Source organism: Catenuloplanes indicus (assembly GCF_030813715.1).
Classification (GTDB): Bacteria; Actinomycetota; Actinomycetes; order Mycobacteriales; family Micromonosporaceae; genus Catenuloplanes; species Catenuloplanes indicus.
In genome coordinates this window covers 5,336,736-5,357,245 of the sequence record NZ_JAUSUZ010000001.1, presented here as the reverse complement: position 1 = coordinate 5,357,245, position 20,510 = coordinate 5,336,736, and the positions used below count along the sequence as shown (strand labels likewise).

General features: G+C 71.9%; 20 protein-coding genes and 1 riboswitch. Of the genes, 7 read left to right on the top strand and 13 right to left on the bottom strand.

Annotation, left to right across the window (positions count from 1 at the left end):
* Nucleotides 1–15 precede the first annotated feature (15 nt).
* Nucleotides 16–792, top strand: coding sequence for a phosphate ABC transporter ATP-binding protein PstB (gene pstB / locus J2S42_RS24145; protein WP_307242621.1), 777 nt, complete (start codon nt 16–18; stop codon nt 790–792).
* Between the two features lie 53 nt (nt 793–845).
* Here the strand turns inward: pstB and J2S42_RS24140 are convergent, their stop codons facing one another.
* Nucleotides 846–1,448, bottom strand: a complete 603-nt coding sequence (locus tag J2S42_RS24140; RefSeq protein ID WP_307242620.1) for an NUDIX hydrolase — start codon at nt 1,446–1,448, stop codon at nt 846–848.
* 43 nt (nt 1,449–1,491) lie between these two features.
* Here J2S42_RS24140 and J2S42_RS24135 point away from each other — a divergent pair, with 43 nt between their 5' ends.
* Nucleotides 1,492–2,472 carry a Gfo/Idh/MocA family protein gene (locus tag J2S42_RS24135; protein WP_307242619.1) on the top strand — a complete coding sequence of 327 codons (981 nt, stop codon included), beginning with the start codon at nt 1,492–1,494 and terminating at the stop codon, nt 2,470–2,472.
* A gap of 44 nt (nt 2,473–2,516) precedes the next feature.
* Here J2S42_RS24135 and J2S42_RS24130 read toward each other — a convergent pair whose 3' ends face one another.
* The 3 genes from J2S42_RS24130 to J2S42_RS24120 all read right to left on the bottom strand — a co-directional run bounded on the left by J2S42_RS24130 (nt 2,517) and on the right by J2S42_RS24120 (nt 5,222).
* Nucleotides 2,517–3,524 (bottom strand): inorganic phosphate transporter, encoded by a 1,008-nt coding sequence (locus J2S42_RS24130; protein WP_307242618.1) that lies wholly within the window; start codon nt 3,522–3,524, stop codon nt 2,517–2,519.
* Nucleotides 3,521–4,147 (bottom strand): DUF47 domain-containing protein, encoded by a 627-nt coding sequence (locus J2S42_RS24125; RefSeq protein WP_307242617.1) that lies wholly within the window; start codon nt 4,145–4,147, stop codon nt 3,521–3,523. The genes J2S42_RS24130 and J2S42_RS24125 overlap by 4 nt, the downstream gene beginning before the upstream one ends.
* Before the next feature lie 205 nt (nt 4,148–4,352).
* Nucleotides 4,353–5,222: a PI-PLC domain-containing protein gene (locus J2S42_RS24120; RefSeq protein ID WP_307242616.1), complete on the bottom strand. Its 870-nt coding sequence runs from the start codon at nt 5,220–5,222 to the stop codon at nt 4,353–4,355.
* A gap of 72 nt (nt 5,223–5,294) precedes the next feature.
* Here J2S42_RS24120 and sigJ point away from each other — a divergent pair, with 72 nt between their 5' ends.
* On the top strand, nt 5,295–6,245 hold the full coding sequence (gene sigJ, locus J2S42_RS24115; protein WP_307242615.1) for an RNA polymerase sigma factor SigJ: 951 nt from the start codon (nt 5,295–5,297) through the stop codon (nt 6,243–6,245).
* 19 nt (nt 6,246–6,264) lie between these two features.
* Here the strand turns inward: sigJ and J2S42_RS24110 are convergent, their stop codons facing one another.
* The 5 genes from J2S42_RS24110 to J2S42_RS24090 are packed head-to-tail and all read right to left on the bottom strand — an operon-like array spanning nt 6,265 to nt 10,790.
* Nucleotides 6,265–7,344, bottom strand: a complete 1,080-nt coding sequence (locus tag J2S42_RS24110; protein ID WP_307248988.1) for an ABC transporter permease — start codon at nt 7,342–7,344, stop codon at nt 6,265–6,267.
* A 14-nt stretch (nt 7,345–7,358) separates the two neighbouring features.
* A complete protein-coding gene (locus tag J2S42_RS24105; RefSeq protein ID WP_307242614.1) occupies nt 7,359–8,252 on the bottom strand; it encodes an ABC transporter ATP-binding protein in 894 nt (297 codons plus the stop codon).
* A 60-nt stretch (nt 8,253–8,312) separates the two neighbouring features.
* On the bottom strand, nt 8,313–8,978 hold the full coding sequence (locus J2S42_RS24100; protein ID WP_307242613.1) for a response regulator: 666 nt from the start codon (nt 8,976–8,978) through the stop codon (nt 8,313–8,315).
* Nucleotides 8,975–10,252 (bottom strand): sensor histidine kinase, encoded by a 1,278-nt coding sequence (locus J2S42_RS24095; RefSeq protein ID WP_307242612.1) that lies wholly within the window; start codon nt 10,250–10,252, stop codon nt 8,975–8,977. The genes J2S42_RS24100 and J2S42_RS24095 overlap by 4 nt, the downstream gene beginning before the upstream one ends.
* 37 nt (nt 10,253–10,289) lie before the next feature.
* Complete coding sequence (locus tag J2S42_RS24090; RefSeq protein ID WP_307242611.1) at nt 10,290–10,790, bottom strand: DUF402 domain-containing protein; 501 nt, start codon at nt 10,788–10,790, stop codon at nt 10,290–10,292.
* A 163-nt stretch (nt 10,791–10,953) separates the two neighbouring features.
* Between J2S42_RS24090 and J2S42_RS24085 the strand changes: the two genes are divergently transcribed.
* Nucleotides 10,954–13,077 carry an ATP-dependent DNA helicase gene (locus J2S42_RS24085; RefSeq protein ID WP_370879234.1) on the top strand — a complete coding sequence of 708 codons (2,124 nt, stop codon included), beginning with the start codon at nt 10,954–10,956 and terminating at the stop codon, nt 13,075–13,077.
* 835 nt (nt 13,078–13,912) lie between these two features.
* On the opposite strand, the gene J2S42_RS24080 is transcribed toward J2S42_RS24085, so the two are convergent.
* Nucleotides 13,913–15,151, bottom strand: a complete 1,239-nt coding sequence (locus J2S42_RS24080) for an AI-2E family transporter (protein WP_307242610.1) — start codon at nt 15,149–15,151, stop codon at nt 13,913–13,915.
* 74 nt (nt 15,152–15,225) lie between these two features.
* On the opposite strand from J2S42_RS24080, the gene J2S42_RS24075 reads away from it, so the two are divergent.
* Entirely contained in the window at nt 15,226–15,552 is a 327-nt protein-coding gene (locus J2S42_RS24075; protein WP_307242609.1) for a GroES family chaperonin, read from the top strand.
* On the opposite strand, the gene J2S42_RS24070 is transcribed toward J2S42_RS24075, so the two are convergent.
* Nucleotides 15,543–16,850 carry a PrsW family intramembrane metalloprotease gene (locus J2S42_RS24070; protein WP_307242608.1) on the bottom strand — a complete coding sequence of 436 codons (1,308 nt, stop codon included), beginning with the start codon at nt 16,848–16,850 and terminating at the stop codon, nt 15,543–15,545. The genes J2S42_RS24075 and J2S42_RS24070 overlap by 10 nt on opposite strands.
* 158 nt (nt 16,851–17,008) lie before the next feature.
* Nucleotides 17,009–17,128: riboswitch (SAM riboswitch) on the top strand.
* A 50-nt stretch (nt 17,129–17,178) separates the two neighbouring features.
* Between J2S42_RS24070 and J2S42_RS24065 the strand changes: the two genes are divergently transcribed.
* Nucleotides 17,179–18,423 carry an aminotransferase class V-fold PLP-dependent enzyme gene (locus J2S42_RS24065; protein ID WP_307242607.1) on the top strand — a complete coding sequence of 415 codons (1,245 nt, stop codon included), beginning with the start codon at nt 17,179–17,181 and terminating at the stop codon, nt 18,421–18,423.
* Nucleotides 18,424–18,428: 5 nt separating this feature from the next.
* On the opposite strand, the gene J2S42_RS24060 is transcribed toward J2S42_RS24065, so the two are convergent.
* A complete protein-coding gene (locus J2S42_RS24060; RefSeq protein ID WP_307242606.1) occupies nt 18,429–19,592 on the bottom strand; it encodes an FUSC family protein in 1,164 nt (387 codons plus the stop codon).
* 26 nt (nt 19,593–19,618) lie between these two features.
* On the opposite strand from J2S42_RS24060, the gene J2S42_RS24055 reads away from it, so the two are divergent.
* Complete coding sequence (locus J2S42_RS24055; RefSeq protein ID WP_307242605.1) at nt 19,619–20,251, top strand: HD domain-containing protein; 633 nt, start codon at nt 19,619–19,621, stop codon at nt 20,249–20,251.
* On the opposite strand, the gene J2S42_RS24050 is transcribed toward J2S42_RS24055, so the two are convergent.
* Nucleotides 20,220–20,507, bottom strand: coding sequence for a DUF4031 domain-containing protein (locus tag J2S42_RS24050; RefSeq protein WP_307242604.1), 288 nt, complete (start codon nt 20,505–20,507; stop codon nt 20,220–20,222). The two genes, J2S42_RS24055 and J2S42_RS24050, sit on opposite strands and share 32 nt — an antisense overlap.
* Between the last annotated feature and the right edge of the window lie 3 nt (nt 20,508–20,510).

Genomic DNA, 20,510 nt, shown 5'->3' with positions numbered 1-20,510 from the left:
CGAGGAGTAACCACCATGGCAAAGCGCGTCGAGGCGACGAACGTCAACGCGTTCTACGGCTCGTTCAAGGCCATCGAGAACGTCAACATGGTCGTCGAGCCGAAGACCGTCACCGCGCTCATCGGCCCGTCCGGCTGCGGCAAGTCCACGTTCCTCCGGTCGATCAACCGGATGCACGAGGTGCTGCCGAACGCCCGGGTCGAGGGCACGCTGACGCTGGACCAGGAGAACATCTACGACAAGCACGTGGACGTCACCGCCGTCCGCCGGCTGATCGGCATGGTGTTCCAGCGGCCGAACCCGTTCCCCACCATGTCGATCTTCGACAACGTGGTGGCCGGCCTGAAGCTGAACGGCGTCACCAAGAAGTCGGTGCTGCAGGAGGCCGCGGAGAAGTCGCTGCGGTCGGCGAACCTCTGGGACGAGGTCAAGGACCGGCTGGAGAAGCCGGGCGCCGGCCTCTCCGGCGGTCAGCAGCAGCGTCTCTGCATCGCGCGCACCATCGCGGTCGAGCCGCAGGTCGTGCTGATGGACGAGCCGTGCTCCGCGCTCGACCCGATCTCCACGCTGGCGATCGAGGACCTGATCTTCAAGCTGAAGGACCGGTTCACGATCATCATCGTCACGCACAACATGCAGCAGGCGGCGCGCGTCTCGGACCGCACCGCGTTCTTCTCGATCGACAAGACCGGTGACCCGGGGCGCCTGATCGAGTACGACGACACCCAGAAGATCTTCTCGAACCCGAGCGTGAAGCGGACCGAGGACTACATCACCGGCCGCTTCGGCTGAGCCTTCACGACCCACATGCCCCGGGGGTACGTACCCCCGGGGCATTTTGCCGTTCAGAGCTCGATGGACAGGTGGCCGTCGACCGCGCGCGGCATGACCGGGGTGGACGGATCGCGGGTCGCGGCGGCGGCCAGCGCGCCCGCCAGGTCACCGGCCGCGTCGAGCTGGCGCAGCGTGACCGCGGTGGGCGGCAGCATCGCCCATTCACCGGCGGCCAGCCGGTCCAGCGCGTCCCGCGGGGTCACCCAGGCCGTGTCGTCCGACTCCGTGGTCAGCGCGCGCGGGTCGGCGCCGGGCGGCAACGCGACCAGGTAGAAGTACGTGTCGAAGCGGCGCGGCTCGAACTCCGGCGTGATCCACCGGCTCCACGGCGTCAGCGCGGCCGGGTCGAGCAGCACGCCGGCCTCCTCCGCCACCTCGCGCGCGGCCGCCTCCGGCGGCGTCTCACCGGGCTCCGCGCTGCCGCCGGGGAACGCCCACACGCCGCCGAAGACCATCGCGGACGCGCGGCGCATCACGTACACCCGCATGGGGCGCGTGGGTTTGATCATGACGACGGTGGCGGCGACGCGCGGCACGGCCGGGGTCTCCCCCGAGTCGGCGAAGCGGCGCATGCGGTCGACCATGGGCGCGGGCAGGGGCCACAGCTCAGCCATTCCGCGACCCTAACCCGTCGCGCGGTCGGATAGCGTGCGTCACATGAATGATCGACCCGTTCGCTGGGGCATCCTGGCCACCGGCGGCATCGCCGCCTCGTTCGCGGAGGACCTGAAGCTGCTGCCGGACGCGGAGCTGGTGGCCGTCGGCTCGCGGTCGGCGGAGTCCGCGCGGGCGTTCGCCGGCACGCACGGTATCCCGCGCGCCCACGGCAGCTGGGCCGAGCTGGCCGCGGACCCGGACGTCGACGTGATCTACGTGGCGACGCCGCACTCCGCGCACTTCGAGGCCACCATGACCTGCCTGGACGCGGGCAAGGCGGTGCTCTGCGAGAAGCCTTTCACGCTGGACGCGGCGCGTGCCCGGCAGATGGTCGCACGCGCGCGGGAGAAGAACGTACTGCTCATGGAGGCGATGTGGACGCGCCTCAACCCGGTGGTGCGGCGCGCGGTGCAGCTGGTCGAGGACGGCGCGATCGGCGAGGTGACCACCGTGTCGTCCGACTTCGGCGTGTCCGGGCCGTTCCCGCCGGAGCACCGGATGCGTGCCCGGGCGCTGGGCGGCGGCGCGCTGCTGGACCTGGGCGTCTACCCGATCGCGATCGCGCTGCTGTTCCTCGGCAAGCCGGACCACGTGCGCGCCTGGGCGAAGCTCGGCCCGGAGGGCACGGACGAGAACACCGCGATGATCTTCGGGTACGACCGGGGCGCGGTCGCCACGCTGACCTGCGGCATCCTGGGCGCCACGCCGAACAGCGCGGTGATCAGCGGCAGCGCCGGGCGGATCACGCTGCACGACCCGGCGTTCGTGCCGCGCGCGATGACACTGCACCGGGCCGGCGCCGAGCCGGAGGTGTTCACCGAGGAGTTCCCGGGCAAGGGCTACCAGTTCGAGGCCGCGGAGATCAACCGGTGCCTGCGGGCCGGGCTGACCGAGAGCCCGGCGATCCCGCACGCGCTCACGCTCGACGTGATGGGCCTGCTGGACGACGTCCGTGCTCAGATCGGCCTCTCCTACGACTGACCGGCCGTGCGGTCCCTCCCCGCCGCGCGGGGAGGGACCGTGGCTCAGCCGAACAGCGGTGCGACCACGAAATAGGTCAGGCAGGCGATCAGCGCCGCCGCCGGGAACGTGGTCACCCAGGCGATCACGATGTTGCCGGCCACGTTCCAGCGGACCGCGGAGAGGCGCTTGGTCGCGCCGACACCCATGATCGCGCTGGTGATGGTGTGCGTGGTGGAGATCGGCGCGTGCAGGACCAGCGCGTTGAAGTAGAGCACGCTGCTGGCCACGGCCTCGGCCGCGAAGCCCTCCGGCGGGCGCAGGTCGATGATCTTGCGACCGAGCGTCCTTATGATCCGCCAGCCACCGGCGTAGGTGCCGGCCGCCAGCATCGCCGCGGACGTCCAGAACACCCACTCCGGGATGTGCGTCTTGTCGTCCGCGAAGCCGCCGGTGTAGAGCGCCAGCACCACGATGCCCATGGTCTTCGCCGCGTCCTGCATGCCGTGACCGACCGACATCGCGGCCGCGGACGCGGTCTGCGCCCAGCGGAAGCCGCGGTTCAGCTTGCCCGGCTGGCCCTTCCGGAACAGCCACAGCAGCGCGATCATCACGACGAAGCCGAGCGCGGCGCCGACCAGCGGCGACAGCACCATCGGGATCAGCACCTTCTCCACGATGTTGCCCCACTGCACGGAGCCACCGGCCGCGAACAGCGTGGCGCCGACCAGGCCGCCGAAGAGCGCGTGCGAGGACGACGAGGGCAGCCCGAAGTACCAGGTGATCAGGTTCCAGGTGATCGCGCCGATCACAGCGGCGAAGAGCACGCCGAGGCTCTCCACACCGGTAGGCAGGTGCACCAGGCCGTCGCCGACCGTCTTGGCCACGCCGGCGCCGAAGTGCGCGCCGACGAAGTTGCCGACCGCGGCCATCGCCAGCGCCACGCGTGGCGTCAGCGCCCGGGTGGAGACGCTGGTCGCGATCGCGTTCGCCGCATCGTGGAAGCCGTTGGTGTAGTCGAACACCATCGCCACCACGATCACCGCGATAACAGCGATGAGCTCGGGACTCATGACTCCTTGACCGCGATCGTCTCGACGGTGTTGGCCACGTGCTCGAACGCGTCGCAGGCCGCCTCCAGCTCGTCCGCGACCTCCTTGAGCTTCAGCACGGTGAGCGCGTCGTACTCACCGGAGAAGAGCCGGACCAGCAGCATCCGGTACGCCCGGTCGCCATCGTTCTCCAGCCGGTTGCACTCGATCCAGTACTCCTCGAGGTCCTTCAGCGCGCGCAACTTCGGCATCGCGGCCGCGGTCAGCTTCGCCTGCTGGTCCAGCACATTGACCAGCTCGTGCAGCTCGCGCGGCAGCGTCGGCAGCTTGGTCAGGCCGTAGAGGTAGAGCAGATTGCCGACCGCCTCGAGGTGGTCCATCACGTCGTCCAGCTGCGAACCGAGGGAGTAGATGTCCTCCCGGTCGAACGGCGTGACGAACGTGGAGTTGATCTTCTTGTACAGCTCGTGCGTGATCGCGTCGCTGTCGTGCTCGACCTCGGTCAGCCGCTCGCTGACCGACTGCACGTCGACGCCCGGCAGGGACAGTTCGTTCAGCAGCTCGGTGCCGCGAACCAGGTTGTGCGCGGCTCTGGTGAAGAGCTCGTAGAAGGCGCCCTCGACGGGACGGAAGGAAAACTTCACGGACTGAACCTCGCTGCGTCTGGCCGGCGTTCCCGCGGCCGGGGCTGTTCGCGGCAGGTCGACATCGATCCTGCGCAGGTGATGCTAAGGAACGGTGCGCGTGCGTAAACCCCCGGATACCGCTTGCATCACGCCATTCAAGTCGCGTTCACCGCTTATTAACCTTGATGTGACCCAGCGCGATGTTACGGGTACATTTCGTAGACTACGTCGATCGAGGCGTGACCACCGGCCGTTTCGGCCGCCGCGCCGTGCGCAGGTATCGGGCGAGCGCGGGGAGATTCGCGTCACCGATCAGGTCCACGCCGGCCGCGGCCAGTTCCGCCCAGCACGCCGTCCGGATCCGCCGCGTGCGGTGCGGCACGCCGAACAGCCGCACCCGGCGGCCGTCCTCGTGCGCCTGCCGGACCAGGTCGTGCAGCAGGTACCGCTCCTCGGCGGGGATCGGCTCCTCACCGTCCCAGCCGAACCGCCACGACCAGTGCTCGCTCACCATCGGCACCAGCGCGGCCGGCGCCTCCTCCGCACCGAGGTCGTCGAACGTACCGTCCGCGAAGAGGTGCCGGCCCGGGTCGGCGGCCAGCACCTCGCGGACCTCCGGCGTGCCGGAGACCAGCACGGTGACCGCGCCCGGGACCACCCGGCCGTCGACCGCGCGGGTGACCAGCCCGGGATGCGCGGCCACCTCCTCGTGCAGACACCCCAGAAGATCCCGCACCGGTACGGCCGGGGCCAGCTCCAGCACCAGCCCGAACGGCGGCGTGGGACCGTGGTGCACGCGCCCGCCGCGGCGCCGCGCCCGGTCGAGCAGCGGGCGGAGCAGCAGCCGGCCGACCGGGCGCCCGCGCACCAGCGGCCGACCGTCCGGACCGGCCTGGACCGGGATGGAGGCGCTGCCGTACCCCCGGCGCAGCGCGTCCCCGAGCGGGTCGCGACGGCCAGGGTCGAGCAGCGCGTGGCTGCCCGGCAGGTAAGGGCGCGGGCGGCGGATCATGGCCAGCCCGATCGCGGCGGCACCGCCGGTTCCGGCCAGCCCGACCAGCCCGCTGGCGACCGTCGACACGCTTCCCGTCATAACGACAAATAGTACGAAAGGCATTAAACGCTTGGTCACATTTCGTTGGGCATGCGCTCACCCAGTGGCAGGATGAACCGGCCGAGGTCGATGGAGGAGGCGCTGGTGACGGATCTCGCCACCGAGTTCGAGGCCGAACGGGCGCACCTGGCCTCGGTCGCCTACCGCATGCTGGGCAGCCGCGCCGAGGCGGAGGACGTGGTGCAGGACGCCTGGCTGCGCTACGCGGCCGCGCTCGCCGACCCGGCCGCCCGCGCGGAGATCCGCGACCTGCGCGGCTGGCTGACCACTACCACCGCCCGGCTCTGCCTGGACGTGCTGCGCTCCGCGCGCGTGCGCCGCGAGGCGTACGTCGGCCCGTGGCTGCCGGAGCCGATCGTCGAGCGCATTCCGGACGGCGACGCCGACCCGGCCGAGCGCGCGGCCCGCACCGACCAGGTCGGGCTGGCGCTGCTGGTGGTGATGGAACGGCTGACGCCGGAGCAGCGGGTGGCGTTCGTGCTGCACGACATGTTCGCGGTGCCGTTCGACCGGATCGCCGGCACGCTCGGTGTCTCCGCGGCGTCCGCCCGCCAGCTGGCCTCCCGTGCCCGGCGCGCGGTCGCGGACGGCGAGCCGCGGCACACCGCCGGCCTGGCCGAGCAGCGCCGCGTGATAGCCGCATTCCTGGACGCCGCCGACCGCGGTGACCTGGCCGCGCTGATCGCGGCGCTGGACCCGGACGGCGTGGCGATCAGCGACGGCGGCGGGCACGTGACCGCGAGCCGCCGCCCGGTGACCGGCGCGGAGAAGGTGGCCCGGTTCGTGGCCGGGCTCTGGGGCCGCCGGGACGGGAGACTCAGCCGGCTGCGGGTCGAGCCGGTGCTGGTCAACGGCGACGCTGGGCTGCTGCTGGAGGGCACCTGGGCGGACGGCCGGCCGTACCGGCAGGTGGCCTCGTTCGCGGTCGCGGACGGGCGGATCACCGGCCTGTTCAGCCAGCTCAACCCGGAGAAGCTGACCGCGGTGCCGGCTCAGGGGTGAGCCGGCACCGCGGTCGGTCTCAGCGGGGCAGCGCCTCGCGAGACCGCCAGGCCGTGCCGAGCGAGGTCTTGCCGTTCGTGCGCAGCAGCGAACCCTCGTAGAGGCGGGCCGCGGCGACCAGCATCGCGGCCGCGGCCAGCACCAGCAGCGCCAGCGCGACGAACGGCTCCCACACCGCGGCGTCCTCGGTGAACAACCGGACCGGCATCGCGATCGGCGCGGAGAACGGGATGTACGACATGATCGTCATCGCCAGCGGGTTGCCGCTGAGGAAGATCACTCCGAAGAACGGCAACATCACCGCGAGCTGCACCGGCGTGGAGACGCTGTTGATGTCCTCCTGCCGGCTGACCAGCGCGCCGGTGACCGCCCACATCGCGGCCAGCAGCACGAACCCGACCACGAAGAACGGCAGGAACCAGCCGATCGCCGGTGCCAGCAGGTTCAGCAGGCTCACGCCGCCGGAGGTCTCACCGCCGGCGAACCGCATGCCGCCGATCGACACCAGTGCGAGCAGCGCGATCTGGCCGAACGCCAGGATCGTGCCGGCCAGCACCTTGCCGGCCAGCATCACCCGCGGCGGCACGCTGGACACCAGGATCTCGACGATCCGGGTCTGCTTCTCCTCGGTGATGCTCTGCGCGATCTGCAGGCCGAACATCAGCGACGTGAAGAAGAAGACCATCGCGAACAGGTACGGGATCAGGAACGCCAGCGCGCCGGACACCGCGTCCGCGTCGAGCAGGCGGACCTCGGGCGCGGTGCTCAGCGCGGACACCACCTCTTCCGGCGCCTCCTGCATGGCCAGCACCACGCCGTCGACCACGGCCGAGTCGACCTCGCCGGCGCGCACCAGGCGCTCCGCCTCGGCCGCATCCGGCACCTCGCGGACCTCCAGGCCGACGGTGGTGAACCGGTCGGCCGGCGTACCGGCGACGATCGCCACGCTGGACGCGCTGCCACCGATCAGCGACGGCACGACCGTACCGGCGATCGCGAAGACCAGCAGGAACGCCGTACTGATCAGGAAGGCCTTGTCCCTGATCTTGACCTTGATCTCGCGCGCGGTGACGAGCCGCGTCGCCTCCCAGTTCGACAACTGACGGCCGTTGCTCATTGCGTCACCTCTCGGAAGATCTCGGCCAGCGTGGGGACGACCGGGCGGAACGTACGGACCGGGCCGCGGGCGAGCGCGTCGCGCAGCAGCTCCTGATCGTCGGCGCCGTCCTCCAGCTCGACGACCGCGCGGCGGCCGTCCAGGTCGACCATCGTGGTGGCCGGCCGGTCGCGCAGCCACCCCAGGTCGGAGTCGACGGCCAGCTCGAACTGGCGGCGGGCGTACCGGGTGCGCAGCGCCTCCCGCTCACCGGCCGCGCGGATCGTGCCGTCCGCGATGATCACCAGGTCGTCGCAGAGCCGCTCGACCACGTCGAGCTGGTGGCTGGAGAAGAGCACGGCCGTACCGGCCCGGGCCCGCTCCCGCAGCACGGTGACGACGTTGTCGACCGCCATCGGGTCGAGGCCGGAGAACGGCTCGTCGAGGACCAGCACCTCCGGGTCGTGCACCAGCGCGGCGACCACCTGGGCGCGCTGCTGGTTGCCGAGCGACAGCGTCTCCAGCGTGCTGTCCGCGCGCTCGCCCAGCCCGACCCGCTCCAGCAGGTCGTCCGCGCTGCGCTTCGCCTCGGCCGCGCTGAGCCCGTGCAGCCGGCCCAGGTAGACGACCTGCTCGCGGACGGACATCTTCGGGTAGAGGCCCCGTTCCTCGGGCATGTATCCGAACGCCTGGCGCTCGGCCCGGGTCAGCGGCACGCCGCCCCAGGTGACCTCGCCGGAGTCCGCGGCGAGCACGCCGAGAACGATCCGCATCGTGGTGGTCTTGCCGGCGCCGTTGGCGCCGACGAAACCGGTCATGCGTCCCGCGGTCACGTCGAACGTGACGTCCTTCAGCACCTGCCGGCCGGCGAAGCTCCGGTCGACCGCGCTCACGCTGAGCACCTTCGTCATGCTCGTAACGCTATTGGCCGGAGATCCTTCCGGCGTCCGGCACGCGACGGATCGTGCGGGTCAGCCTCGGGAGGGACCCACCACGCCGTTCTCGTACGCGAAGACCACGGCCTGCACCCGGTCACGCAGGCCGAGCTTGGTCAGCACCCGGCTGACGTGCGTCTTCACGGTCGCCTCGCCGAGGAACAGCTGCTCCGCTATCTCCGCGTTGGTGCAGCCGCCGGCCAGCAGCACCAGCACCTCGTTCTCCCGCGGGGTCAGCTCGCCCAGATCGGCCTTCTTCTGCGGCGTGACCTCGCCCGGTCGCGCGAAGGTGGCGATCACCCGGCGGGTGAGCTGCGGATCCAGCAGCGCCTCGCCGCGGGACAAAATGCGCACGGCGTCGATCAGCGCCTCCGGCGTACCGGTCTTCAGCAGGAACCCGCTGGCACCCGCGCGCAACGCCGCGAACAGGTAGTCGTCCCGGTCGAACGTGGTCAGGATCAGCACGGCCGGGCCGTCCCCGCCGGTGCTCGCGGTGATCCGCCGGGTGGCCTCCAGACCGTCCACACCGGGCATCTCCACGTCCATCAGGATCACGTCCGGGCGCAGCTCCGCGGCCCGGTCGACCGCGGCCAGGCCGTCCGACGCCTCGCCGACCACCTCGATGTCGTCCTCCGTCTCGAGGATGACCCGGAAGCCGCTGCGCACCAGGTGCTGATCGTCGGCCAGCAGAACGCGGATCACGCCGCGACCTCCTTCTTCGTCAGGGGGAAACGGGCGCGCACCCGGAAGCCGCCGCCCTCGCGCGGCCCGGTCTCCAGCACACCCTCGTGCGCGGCCACCCGCTCGCGCATGCCGATCAGGCCCATGCCGCGCGTGTTCGGCGTGCCGATCACCCGACCGGAGTCCGCCACGTCGATCTCCAGCTCGCGGCTCAGATAGCGGATCCGTACGTCCACGTCGACCGGCCCGGCGTGCTTCAGCGTGTTGGTCAGCGCCTCCTGGACGATCCGGTACGCCGCGACCGACACCGACTCCGGCACCTCCACGGCCGGTTCGCCGTAGACGCCGTGCTCGATCCGCAGCCCGGCCTGGCGCGAACTCTCCAGCAGCTCCGGCAGGTCGTCGATGCTCTGCACCGGCGGCAGCGTCGCGTCCCCGTCCGTCGCGCGCAGCACGCCCAGCATGCGGCGCAGCTCGTCGACCGCGGTCCGGGCCTCCTGCTCGACCGCGGCCAGCGCGGTGCGTGCCTTGCCCGCGTCCTTCTCCAGCACCCGGCGGGCCGCGGCGGCCTGCACGCCCATCACGGCCACGTGGTGCGCGACCACGTCGTGCAGCTCGCGGGCGATCCGGACCCGCTCGCCGAGCACCGCGCGCTCGGACTCCTTCTCCTGCGAGCGGCGCAGCTCCTCAGCGCGCTCGACCAGCAGGTGGCGGTCGTGCGCGGCGGTCCAGCCCTCCTCACCGAAGTAGTAGGCGAATCCGAAGTAGAGCGCGTTGACCAGGATCTGCACCATGATCGCGGCGATCAGCGGCGGCAGCGGCCCGGCAGCGGTGGAGAACGCGTCCGGCGGCATGTCCGAGGCGGAGATCGCCATCGAGGTGAACAGCCAGCCGAACATGCCGACGATGACGATCACGCGCGAGATCACCGACCAGCGCCGGTTCCGGCTCCAGGCACCGGCCGTGTAGATCGCGGTGAACAGCACGATCTGCGACACCTGCGCCTCCTGCGCGTGCCGGATCTGGCTGCCGATGAACGCGACCGCGATGATCAGCATCACCGGTTCCGGGAAACGGCGGCGCCAGATCAGCGGCAGCGTGGACGCGATCGCCCAGGCCGCCTGCTCGGGCCGGGACGGCGGGTCGTCGAACAGCAGGAACCCGGCGCTCGTGGAGAGCACCAGGTTGAACGTGCTGCCCACCATCGCGGCGATGCCGATGAGCATGTCGTTGCGCCGCTGGTCGGCGGTCGGTCCCGGCCGCCGCCACGTCTGATCCCCCGCCGTCGTCGTCACGCGCTCAGTGTCCACGACCACGGCCAGCCGTCCAAGATCAGGTGACCAGCGCGAGCCACTTGCGGTAGGCGGAGGCGAACGGCTCCGTCCCGTCGCCCAGCGCGCCGAGCAGCCAGTCCGCGGCCAGATGCGCCTCCCGGACCAGCTCCTCCGGATACCCGAAGCGCTCCCGGTGCTCCGCGAACTCGTCCTCGTCGCGCAGCTCCACCAGGCCGGTCGCGCGCCGCCGCACCACATCCAGATCAAGATCTATGAGGTGTACGGTGTCGCCCTCCCACCGCGCCCGGGTGGTGATGTCGCAGTAGACCTCACTGGTACGCGGCGGCGGGTTGAACATGCCGGTCCAGTGCGCGCTGTGCGGCACCAGCAGGATGAACGGGATGCGCTCCACAGAGGCCCGACCGTGATAGACGCTCGGCGTGCCCGCCGTCACACCCAGCCAGACACCGAGGTCGTCCTCGGCCAGGCGGCGCGCGGGGTAGTCCCGGTGTGCGGTGCCGTCGTACTTCTGGTAGACCACCCGGACCACGTCTGACATGAGCGAACCTTAACCGATTCGATCGACCCGGCTGCGCGATCATGACCGGTCCTCGCAGGGCGTTGCAGAAAGTTGCGCTAATTGACGGCAAGTCGTAGCCGTGGCGCGTTTCGCGGGCACCGGGCGGCCGGAAACGTCGGTGGGTCCCGGTATCTTTCCCCGGGTGACTGACGAGACCACCCCGACGCCGACCCCGCCGCCGTCGCCACGCCGGCGCAAGAGCCGCGAGCGTGCCGGTGAGCTGCTGGCCGCCGCCGTCGGCGCGGTCCCCGGCGGCTCCTCCCGCCAGGGCCAGGTGCAGATGGTCGAGGCGATCGCGGACGCGATCGCCGACAAGGAGCACCTGCTGGTCCAGGCCGGCACCGGCACCGGCAAGTCGCTGGGCTACCTCACGCCCGCGCTGATGGTCGAGGGCCCGGTCGTCGTCTCCACCGCCACGCTCGCGCTGCAGTCCCAGCTGGTCGACCACGACCTGCCCCGGCTGGCCAAGGCCGTCAAGCCGGTGCTCGGGCGGGAGCCCACGTTCGCCGTGCTCAAGGGCCGTCACCACTACCTCTGCCTGGCCAAGCTGGAGAACTCGCAGGAGGACGAGCCGGAGGACGAGGGCCTCTTCGAGGTCGACGCCCACTCCCGGCCGGCGGCCGCGGCCGGCGGTGGCTGGCTCGGCGAGTCCGGCAAGCTCGGCAAGCAGGTCGAGCGGGTGCACGACTGGGCGATGGAGACCGAGACCGGCGACCGCGACGAGCTCGACCCCGGCGTCGACGACCGGGTCTGGCGGCAGGTGTCGATGCCCGCACGCGAGTGCGTCGGCGCGGCCCGCTGTCCGTACGGGGAGGAGTGCTTCGCCGAGGCCTCCCGCGCCCGGGCCCGCGAGGCGGACGTGGTGGTCACCAACCACAGCCTGCTCGCGGTCGACATGCTCGCCGGCCGGCACATCGTGCCACCGCACAAGCTGCTGGTCATCGACGAGGCGCACGAGCTGGCCGACCGCGTGTCGTCCGCGTCCCAGGCCGAGCTGACGCCCGAGTCAATCACGGCTGCGGCCCGGCGCGCCCGCCCGGTCGTCCCGGTCGACGTGCTCACCTCGCTGGTCGAGGCCGGCGACGCGCTCACGGTCGGCCTCGCCGAGGCGCCCAACGGCCTGATCACCGGCAAGCTGCCGCAGGCGCTGGCCGAGGCGTGCACACTGATCGACGCGGCCACCCGGCGCGCGCTCGAGTCGATCGGCGACGTCAAGTCCGACGACCCCGACCCGGTCCGCAAGCAACAGGCCAAGGCCGTGCTCGACGAGATCGGCAATACCGCGCAGCGCCTGCTGGAGGGCAGCGACCACGACGTCGCCTGGGTGGAGAAGCACGACACCGGCACCCGGCGCGCGCTGGTCGTGGCGCCGCTGTCGGTGGCCGGCCTGCTCTCCGAGACGCTCTACGAGGAGCGCACCGTGGTCGCCACCAGCGCCACGCTCGCGCTCGGCGGCCGGTTCGACCTGGTCGCCCGCTCGCTCGGCCTGCCACTCGGCCCGGTCAAGCCGACGCCGATCGCGGCCGCCGCCGCGGAGGCCGCCCGCCCCGCCAACGCCGCCACCAAGCCGCCGCCGCCCACCGCGGGCCCCGGCTGGCGCTCGCTCGACGTCGGCTCCCCGTTCGACTACCCCAAACAGGGCATTCTGTACGTGGCCGCGCACCTGCCCCGCCCCACCGCGTCCGGCCTGCCGGAGGCGACCGGCGAGGAACTGCTCAAGCTGATCACCGCGCTCGGCGGGCGTACGCTCGGGCTCTTCTCCTCCCGCAAGGCCGCGCAGCAGGCGGCGGAACTGGTTCGCGCACGCACCACGATCCCGGTGCTGCTCCAGGGCGAGGACGCACTGCCGGTCCTGGTCCGCCGCTTCCGTGCGGAACGCGACACCTGCCTGTTCGGCGTGATGTCACTGTGGCAGGGTGTGGACGTGCCCGGCGACGCGTGCCAGCTGGTCATCATCGACCGGCTCCCGTTCCCCCGGCCGGACGAGCCACTGGCCGCCGCCCGCTCCGCCGCCGTCGACGCCGCTACCGGGTCCGGCACCGGATTCTCGTCGGTCAGCGTCCCGATCGCCGCGGTCCGCCTCGCCCAGGGCGCCGGCCGCCTGATCCGCGCCGCCGGCGACAAGGGCATGGTCGCGGTCCTCGACTCCCGCCTGGAGAACGCCCGCGGCTACGGCCCGTTCCTCCGCAAGACACTGCCCCCACTCTGGTACACCACCCGCCCCGACGTCGCCCTCGGCGCCCTCCAGCGCCTCGCCAAGTCCTGACCCCAACCCACCCTCACACCCGCTCCGCCGCCCCGACCGCCCCGCGGGCGCCCACCTGCTGCACCCGGCCCGCGTGCGCGCTCCGCGCGGCCGGGCGCAGCCAACAGGCGCAGCCAACAGGCGCAGCCAACAGGCGCAGCCAACAGGCGCAGCCAACAGGCGCAGCCAACAGGCGCAGCCAACAGGCGCTTCGCGCCGGAAATATCGCCATATAAAGTCGCGGTGTTCTCGATCGCCTTCGCGAAGCGGCACCATCCGCACTAAGTGATCAATCAGTGGAGCGAAAAAGATATCAACTTCGATTTTTGATCTCCTTTTCGCTCCACTGATTGATCACTTAGGCTGCGGGCCAGAATGCGTTGCGATCGCCCCAGTAATGCTGGGTAGAGTGCGGAACTGCTTTATGTCGAAATTTCGGGCACGAAGTGCCCGAAAATCACGATCACGCGGACCGCAGGCCGACCGGCGCCGTGGACCGGGTCTCGCTGTCGGCCGAACCTAACCACGGGCCGAGCCACCCCGCTGAGCAGGATTAATTCGCAGGCCGAGCCGCATCTCGGACCTGAACACCGCATGCCGAGCCGCACCGCGGACCGGAACGCACCACGGACCGGAACCCACCACGGACCGCAACGGGAAACGGACAAGCGAGATTGGTCGAGTTGGCTGGGGCGTTCCGGTCGACGGGAAAGGTGTGAGGAGTTTTGGGGGCGGCGGCGGGACTGGCTCCGGCGCGGTGGCCGGAGCGGAGCGCTAGCGGAGTCGGAGGCCGCCGCGCGGTTTGCCCGCGGGAGCATGCGGAAAGCAGCCACGCCGGAAGCGGGAAAATCCGTCCTTATACGGTTTTCGGGTTGACGACGATCGCGTCCGGTGGGACCTCGGGGCGCGTGTCGGAGGTGAGGCGGCGGACCGCGGTGTTGAGGACCGCGATCAGCGGGACCGCTACAAGCGCGCCGGTGATGCCGGCCAGGACGACGCCGGCGGCGATGCCGACGATGACGGCCAGGGGGTGGATGGCGACCGCGCGGCCCATGATGAGGGGCTGGAGGATGTGGCCCTCGACCTGCTGGACGGCGATCACCACGCCCAGGATGATCAGGGCGGTGACCCAGCCGCTGTCGACCAGTGCGACCAGGATCGCGACCGCGCCGGAGACGGTGGCCCCGACGATCGGGACGAACGCGCCGAGGAAGACCAGGGCGGCCAGCGGGAACGGGAACGGCACGTCGAAGACGAAGAGGAAGAAGCCGATGCCGACCGCGTCGATGAACGCGACCAGGACCGTGGCACGCACGTAGGAAACGAGGGTGCGCCAGGCGGCCTCGCCGGCGTCGGCCATCCGCCAGCGGGCGTTGACCGGGAACAGGCGGACCGTGAACCGCCAGATCCGGCGGCCGTCGCGGAGGAAGAAGAACGTCGAGAACAGCACCAGCAGCGCGCCGGTGAAGAGCTCGAACACGGTGGCCGCGGTGGAGACCGCGCCGGTGGTGAGCGCCTGGGTGTTCTGGTCGAGCCACTGCTGGCCGGTGTTGAGCGCGGTGTTGAACTGTTCGTCGTCCAGGCGCAGCGGGCCTTCGCGCAGCCAGTCCTGGATCTGCCGGATGCCGACCGTGGCGTTCTGGCTGAGCTGGGGCAGGCCGTCGACGAACTGGGTGACCACCATGGTGAGCGTGCCCGCGACCGCGCCGAGGCCGGCGACCAGCACCAGCGCGGTCGCCAGCGAGCGTGGGAAGCGCAGCCGGAGCAGCCAGCCGACCGCGGGCGTGAGCAGTGCGGAGAGCAACAGCGCCACGGACAGCGGGATCACCACGATGCGGATCGTGGCGAGGAAGCGGAGCAGCACGTAGCCGATCACGCCGACCACGATCAGCCGCCATGACCAGGCCGCGGCCAGGCGCAGCGCGTGCGGGACCTCGGCGTCGTCGCGGCTTATCGTCGACGTGTGGGTGATCTCGGGTGGGTCCTCGGACGGCGGCACCTCGATCATCGCGGGCGGCGGTGCCGGCGAAGGCGAACGCGCCTCGTACGCCCGGCGGAGGTTACGCCGGAGCTTGCTCAGTCGTCCCACACGCACCTCCCGACGTTAACCCTTGATCACTCTCGCACCCGCGCGCCAGGCCCGGCCGGGTACGGGTAGCGTCAACTGTCGTGAACGACGACGCCAAGCTGCCGATTCGGCTGCTGCACGACCGCGTCCTGGTCCGCCTCGACGGTGCCGAGGGCGAGCGCCGTTCCTCCGCCGGGATCGTGATCCCGGCCACCGCGTCGATGGGCCGGCGGTTGTCCTGGGCCACCGCGGTCGGTGTGGGGCCGAACGTGCGGTCCGTCGCGGCCGGTGACCGGGTGCTGTTCGACCCGGACGACCGGTCCGAGGTCGAGCTGCACGGCCGGGAGTACGTGCTGCTCCGCGAGCGGGACGTGCACGCGGTCGCGGCGGAGCGCGTCGAGTCGGACGGGACCGGCCTCTACCTGTAGTAGGCGGTGATCGGGATCGGTACCACCGGCGAGGCGGGCGCGTCGATCGGCCGGCTCACCCCGTCCGGGAACGTGATGTGGTATCGCTCACCGTCCCAGCGGGCCGGCGGCGTCTGTGGGTCCCGGCCGACGAAGACCGCCCGGTCCGCCGTGATCTGGTCGAGCAGTGCCCGCTCCTCGGTCTCGGCCACGGTCACGTGCTTGAACAGCCCGCGGTCCATGCCGTCGCGGAGCAGTGCCAACTTCGTGGCGGCGAACTGGAAGTTGCGCATCGCGCGCAGTCCGGCGTCGCCGGCCACCCGCTTCGCCCAGCGCCGGGCCGCGTGCCGGCGACCGAGGCTGCTCAGCGTCGCGACCTCGGGCGGGGAGAGCCAGCCGGCCCGGACGTACGCCGGGAGCGCGCGCTCGGTGAGCCGCCCCTCGTAGCCGCGCAGCCAGATCGCGAAGCCGACCGTGCCGAAGAACGCCGGGATCATCAGGCCGAGATAGCCGTAGAGCAGCACGACCGTCTCGCCGGTCGCGGCCACCAGCGACGGCAGCAGGTTCCAGGTGCCGTGGATCATCATGGCGACCAGCAGGCCGGCGATCGGCGCGAGGAAACGGACCGGGCGCGCGGCGGTACGGGCGGCGATGCCGAGCCCGATGCCGGCCATCGCGGTGAAGAGCGGGTGCGCGAAGCCGGTGAACAGGATGCGCACGATGAAGATCAGCAGCAGCTGCTGCGCGCCGCTGGCCGGGCCGTACTGCTCGTTGCTGGCAGCGTAGCCGTGACCGCCGAGGTAGAGGATGTTCTCCACCATCGCGAAGCCGATCGCGGACAGTCCGCAGTAGACGATGCCGTCGGTGATGCCGGACCACTCGCGCCGCCGCCGCCAGAGCAGCAGCACCGGGCCGAGCGTCTTCATCGTCTCCTCGATGAACGGCGCCACCAGTACCGCCACCAGCGACTCGGACAGGCCCCAGCCCTCGAAGAGGTACGCCGACCAGCTGTTCACCAGCAGCGCGGTGCCGGTCGCCACGAACGCGCCCCAGGCGAAGCAGAACGCGAGATAGCCGACCGGTTCCGGCTCGTAGCGGTCGAGCCACATGAAACAGCCGATCAGCACCGGTACGGGCAGCAGCGCCGCGACCGTGCCGAGCAGCAGCCCGGTGACGCCGATGTTGAAGCCGAGGAAGACGGTCAGCGCGATCGCACAGCCGGCGATGAACACGATCATCGCGGTGAGCCCGGCGAGCCGCCAGAGCCGCTTCCGCCGGGCCGGGTCGGGCGGTGGCGCGGCCGGCATCCCCGTCGGCATCCCCGTCGGCATCCCGGCTGGTGGGAAGGCCGGTGGTGTCGTGCCCGCCGGCTCGGACGGCGCGGGCTGCGGCTGCGGTGACATCTCCGACATGGGGTTCAGCGTATCCGCCGGAGGGCTTGCCACGATCACCTCGTTCATGGCTATCATTGCCGTCAGGTCACGAGCGCCAGCAGATAAGCCCCGGCTTGCTGGCCGGCAACCCTCGTCAGTTCGCGGTGGGGTGCCCCGGGTGATGACCAGGCCTGTGCGGCTGTCCGCACGGGCAAGCGCGGACCCCGTTCCCGACGGTGTGCTCGGGGTCCCTCGAGACCCCGGAGGTCGTCGCATGTCCACGATCACGCTGCCCGTCACCACCACCGACGCCGCCGCGCCGCACGTGCCGACCGTGCTCGGCGTGCCCGGCCAGATCAACCTCGACTACGCGGCCACCGCGCCCTGTGCCACCGCGGCCGCCGAGGCCGTGAACGCGATCCTGCCCTGGTACGCCAGCGTCCACCGGGGCGCCGGTGCGCTCTCCCAGCGCTGCACGCTCGCCTACGAGCGGGCCCGGCAGACCGTCGCGGACTTCCTGGGCGCCCGCGCCGAGGACCACGTGATCTTCACGCGGAACACCACGGACGCGCTGAACCTGCTGGCCTCGGCGCTGCCGGAGGGCACCACCGTGGTCACGTTCGGCGGCGAGCACCACGCGAACCTGCTGCCCTGGCCCGGCCACCCGCTGCGGCTGCCGGTGCCGGCCTCCCCGGCCGAGGCGGTCCGCACGCTCAGCGCCGCGCTGGCCGAGCTGCGCCGGGGCGCGGACGCACCGGCGCACATCCTGGTCGCGGTGACCGGCGCCAGCAACGTCACCGGCGAGGTCTGGCCGGTCGCGGAGCTGGCCCGGATCGCGCACCGGCACGGCGCCCGGATCGCGCTGGACGCGGCGCAGCTGGCCCCGCACCTGCCGGTGGACATCACCGAGCTGGACGTGGACTACGTGGCGATCTCCGGCCACAAGCTCTACGCGCCGTTCGGCGCCGGTGTGCTGGCCGGGCGCGGCGACTGGCTGGACGCGGCCGGCCCGTACCTGCGCGGCGGCGGCGCCACCGCCCGGGTCGGCACCGGCACGCACGACGTGGTCTGGAACACCGGACCGGCCCGGCACGAGGCCGGCACGCCGAACCTGCTGGGCGCGGTGGCGCTGGCCGCGGTCTGCGCCGCGCTGCAGGTCGCGGACCGGGACGCGCTACGCCGGGACGAGGAGCGGCTGGTGGCACGGCTGCGCGCGGGCCTGGCGTCGATCCCCGGCGTGGTCGAGCTGCGCACGTTCGGTGCGGACGCGGAGCGGGTCGGGATCGTGTCGTTCGCGGTGGCCGGCCGGGACTCCTCCGACGTCGCGGCGGAGCTGGGCCGGGAGCACAACATCGGCGTACGGGACGGGCTGTTCTGCGCGCACCCGCTGGCCAAGCGCCTGCTCTCGGAGGCGTCCGCGCGGTCCGGGCTCACGCTGCCGCCGACCGCGCTGCGGGTCAGCGTCGGCCTGGGCAGCACCGAGGCGGACGTGGACGCGCTGATCGACGCGCTGCGGTAACGATCTCAGAGGTCGGGTGCGTGCCGGCCGAACGCGCGGCGGACCTGCCGGATCGACTCCTCGTGCGCCACGCCCGAGGCCCGGACCAGGTCCGTCGCGGTGGACCGCAGCTGCGCCACCACCACCGAGCCGGAGAAGCCGACGCCTTCCGCGTAGGCCAGCCCGGCCGCGGACGCGGCACTCAGCGCGCGGCCGCGGGCGGCCTCCGGCTCCACGCCGAGTTCCAGTTCGGTGCGGAGCAACTCGACCGCCTCACCGAGCGCGGTCACCCCGGCCACCAGCGTGTTCGGCACCGGCTCGCCGTCGTTCAGCATCGTGATGATCCGGCGGACCAGCACGCGGCTGTTGCGCAGCGCGTGCGCCACGTACTGCGCGCTGTCCAGGTACTGGGCGAGCGGCGCACGCGCCCGCCAGCGCACCGGGGCCAGCGTGGCGTTCTCCCGGCCCGCCTTGATCGCCTCGTCCATCGTGCTCAGGTCGGTCTCGGCCGCGCGCAGCCGGTCCAGCACCTCGGCCGCACGGTCCGGCTCACCGGCGGACAGCGCCGCGGCCGCGTCCCGCAGGCCGTACGCGAGCACGTCCAGCGCCGGGCCGGCCGCGCGGGTGACCACGGTGAGCGGGTTGATCGGCAGCAGCAGCGCCATCACGGCCAGGCCGACCGCGCCGCCGATCAGCGCGTCCCAGAACCTGCCCAGGTAGATGCCCTCGGTCGGCGGCGTCAGTGTGGCGACCAGCACCGCGGACGAGCTGGCCTGCACGACCAGCGACGAGCCGCCGCCGAGGAAGATCGCGGCGGCCACGGCCAGGCCCACGGACAGGCCGATCTGCCACGGTCCGGTGCCGATCAGCAGGATCAGCGCGTCGCCGACCGCGATGCCCAGCGCCACGCCTATCACCAGCTCGAACGCGCGGCGCAGCCGTTGACCCACGGAGACCGCGAGCGTGATCACGGCGGCGATCGGCGCGAAGAACGGCGTCTGGTGGTGCAACAGGTCGTTCGCGATCAGCCAGGCGATGCCGGCCGCCACACCGGTCTGCAGCGCGAGGGCCGCGTTGCCACGCACCCGGCTCAGCCGCTCGCGGAACGTGCCGCCGGACCGGCGGCCCAGGTCGGCCACCCGCTGACCGAACGGCGCGCTGCCCATGACGCCGACCCTACCGCCGATCATGGTCGTTCCCCTGCCAGGATGACCGGGTGAGCGACGAGCATCTCCTGGCGGGCTGGCGCGACGCGCTGGCCGGCGCGGGCGGCACGGACCCGGGCGACCGCGCGGGCGCGGCACTGCTGGCCCGCTGGCGCGAGCCGCACCGGGCATACCACGACGAGGCGCACCTGACCTCGATGCTGTCCACCGTGGACCGCTACGCCGCGAAGGCCCGCGCCCCGCACCTGGTCCGGCTCGCGGTCTGGTACCACGACGCGATCTACGACCCGGCCGCCACCGGCAACGAGGAGGCCAGCGCACACCTGGCGTCGTCGGACCTGACACGTCTGGGTGTCCCGCACGACGGGGCCGCCGAGGTGGCACGACTGGTGCTGCTCACGGCCGGGCACGCGGTGGACGACGGCGACACCGACGGCGCGCTGCTCTGCGACGCCGACCTGGCGGTGCTGGCCCGGCCTGCGGCCGAATACCGGCAATACACCCAGGGGGTACGCCGTGAGTACGCGCACGTGCCGGACGAGCTGTTCCGCCTGGGGCGCGCGGCCGTGCTGCGCGGTCTGCTCGATCTGCCCGCGCTGTTCCGCGACCCGGAGCTGGCCGCGCGCTGGGAGGCACCGGCTCGCGCCAACCTCAATCGGGAACTGGCGGAGCTGACCGCCTGACCGTGTGCTTCGGCTTCCGCAGACCGGAGGCGCGCAGCACCGCCACGATCTCCCGGCTGGAGACCAGGCGCGCGCCGAGCCGGACCGCGGTCTCCAGGCGCTCGGCCGGCACGTCGTAGTGATCGCGGTCGAACGCCCGGCGCGGCGCGCCGATCCGCGCCGCGAACGCGTGCAGCTCGTCCAGGGACAGGTCACTGACCATGTGTGCCCACAGCCGGCCGTGGGCGGGCCACGCGGGCGGGTCGACGAAGATCACTCG

What these genes read in the sequence shown, in the direction of transcription:
- J2S42_RS24105 (WP_307242614.1), bottom strand. Translation starts at nt 8,252, where the DNA reads ATGACGAAGGTGCTCAGCGTGAGCGCGGTCGACCGGAGCTTCGCCGGC.
- pstB (WP_307242621.1), top strand. Translation starts at nt 16, where the DNA reads ATGGCAAAGCGCGTCGAGGCGACGAACGTCAACGCGTTCTACGGCTCG.
- J2S42_RS24130 (WP_307242618.1), bottom strand. Translation starts at nt 3,524, where the DNA reads ATGAGTCCCGAGCTCATCGCTGTTATCGCGGTGATCGTGGTGGCGATG.
- J2S42_RS24065 (WP_307242607.1), top strand. Translation starts at nt 17,179, where the DNA reads ATGTCCACGATCACGCTGCCCGTCACCACCACCGACGCCGCCGCGCCG.
- J2S42_RS24135 (WP_307242619.1), top strand. Translation starts at nt 1,492, where the DNA reads ATGAATGATCGACCCGTTCGCTGGGGCATCCTGGCCACCGGCGGCATC.
- sigJ (WP_307242615.1), top strand. Translation starts at nt 5,295, where the DNA reads ATGAACCGGCCGAGGTCGATGGAGGAGGCGCTGGTGACGGATCTCGCC.
- J2S42_RS24060 (WP_307242606.1), bottom strand. Translation starts at nt 19,592, where the DNA reads ATGATCGGCGGTAGGGTCGGCGTCATGGGCAGCGCGCCGTTCGGTCAG.
- J2S42_RS24070 (WP_307242608.1), bottom strand. Translation starts at nt 16,850, where the DNA reads ATGCCGACGGGGATGCCGGCCGCGCCACCGCCCGACCCGGCCCGGCGG.
- J2S42_RS24090 (WP_307242611.1), bottom strand. Translation starts at nt 10,790, where the DNA reads ATGTCAGACGTGGTCCGGGTGGTCTACCAGAAGTACGACGGCACCGCA.
- J2S42_RS24120 (WP_307242616.1), bottom strand. Translation starts at nt 5,222, where the DNA reads ATGACGGGAAGCGTGTCGACGGTCGCCAGCGGGCTGGTCGGGCTGGCC.
- J2S42_RS24140 (WP_307242620.1), bottom strand. Translation starts at nt 1,448, where the DNA reads ATGGCTGAGCTGTGGCCCCTGCCCGCGCCCATGGTCGACCGCATGCGC.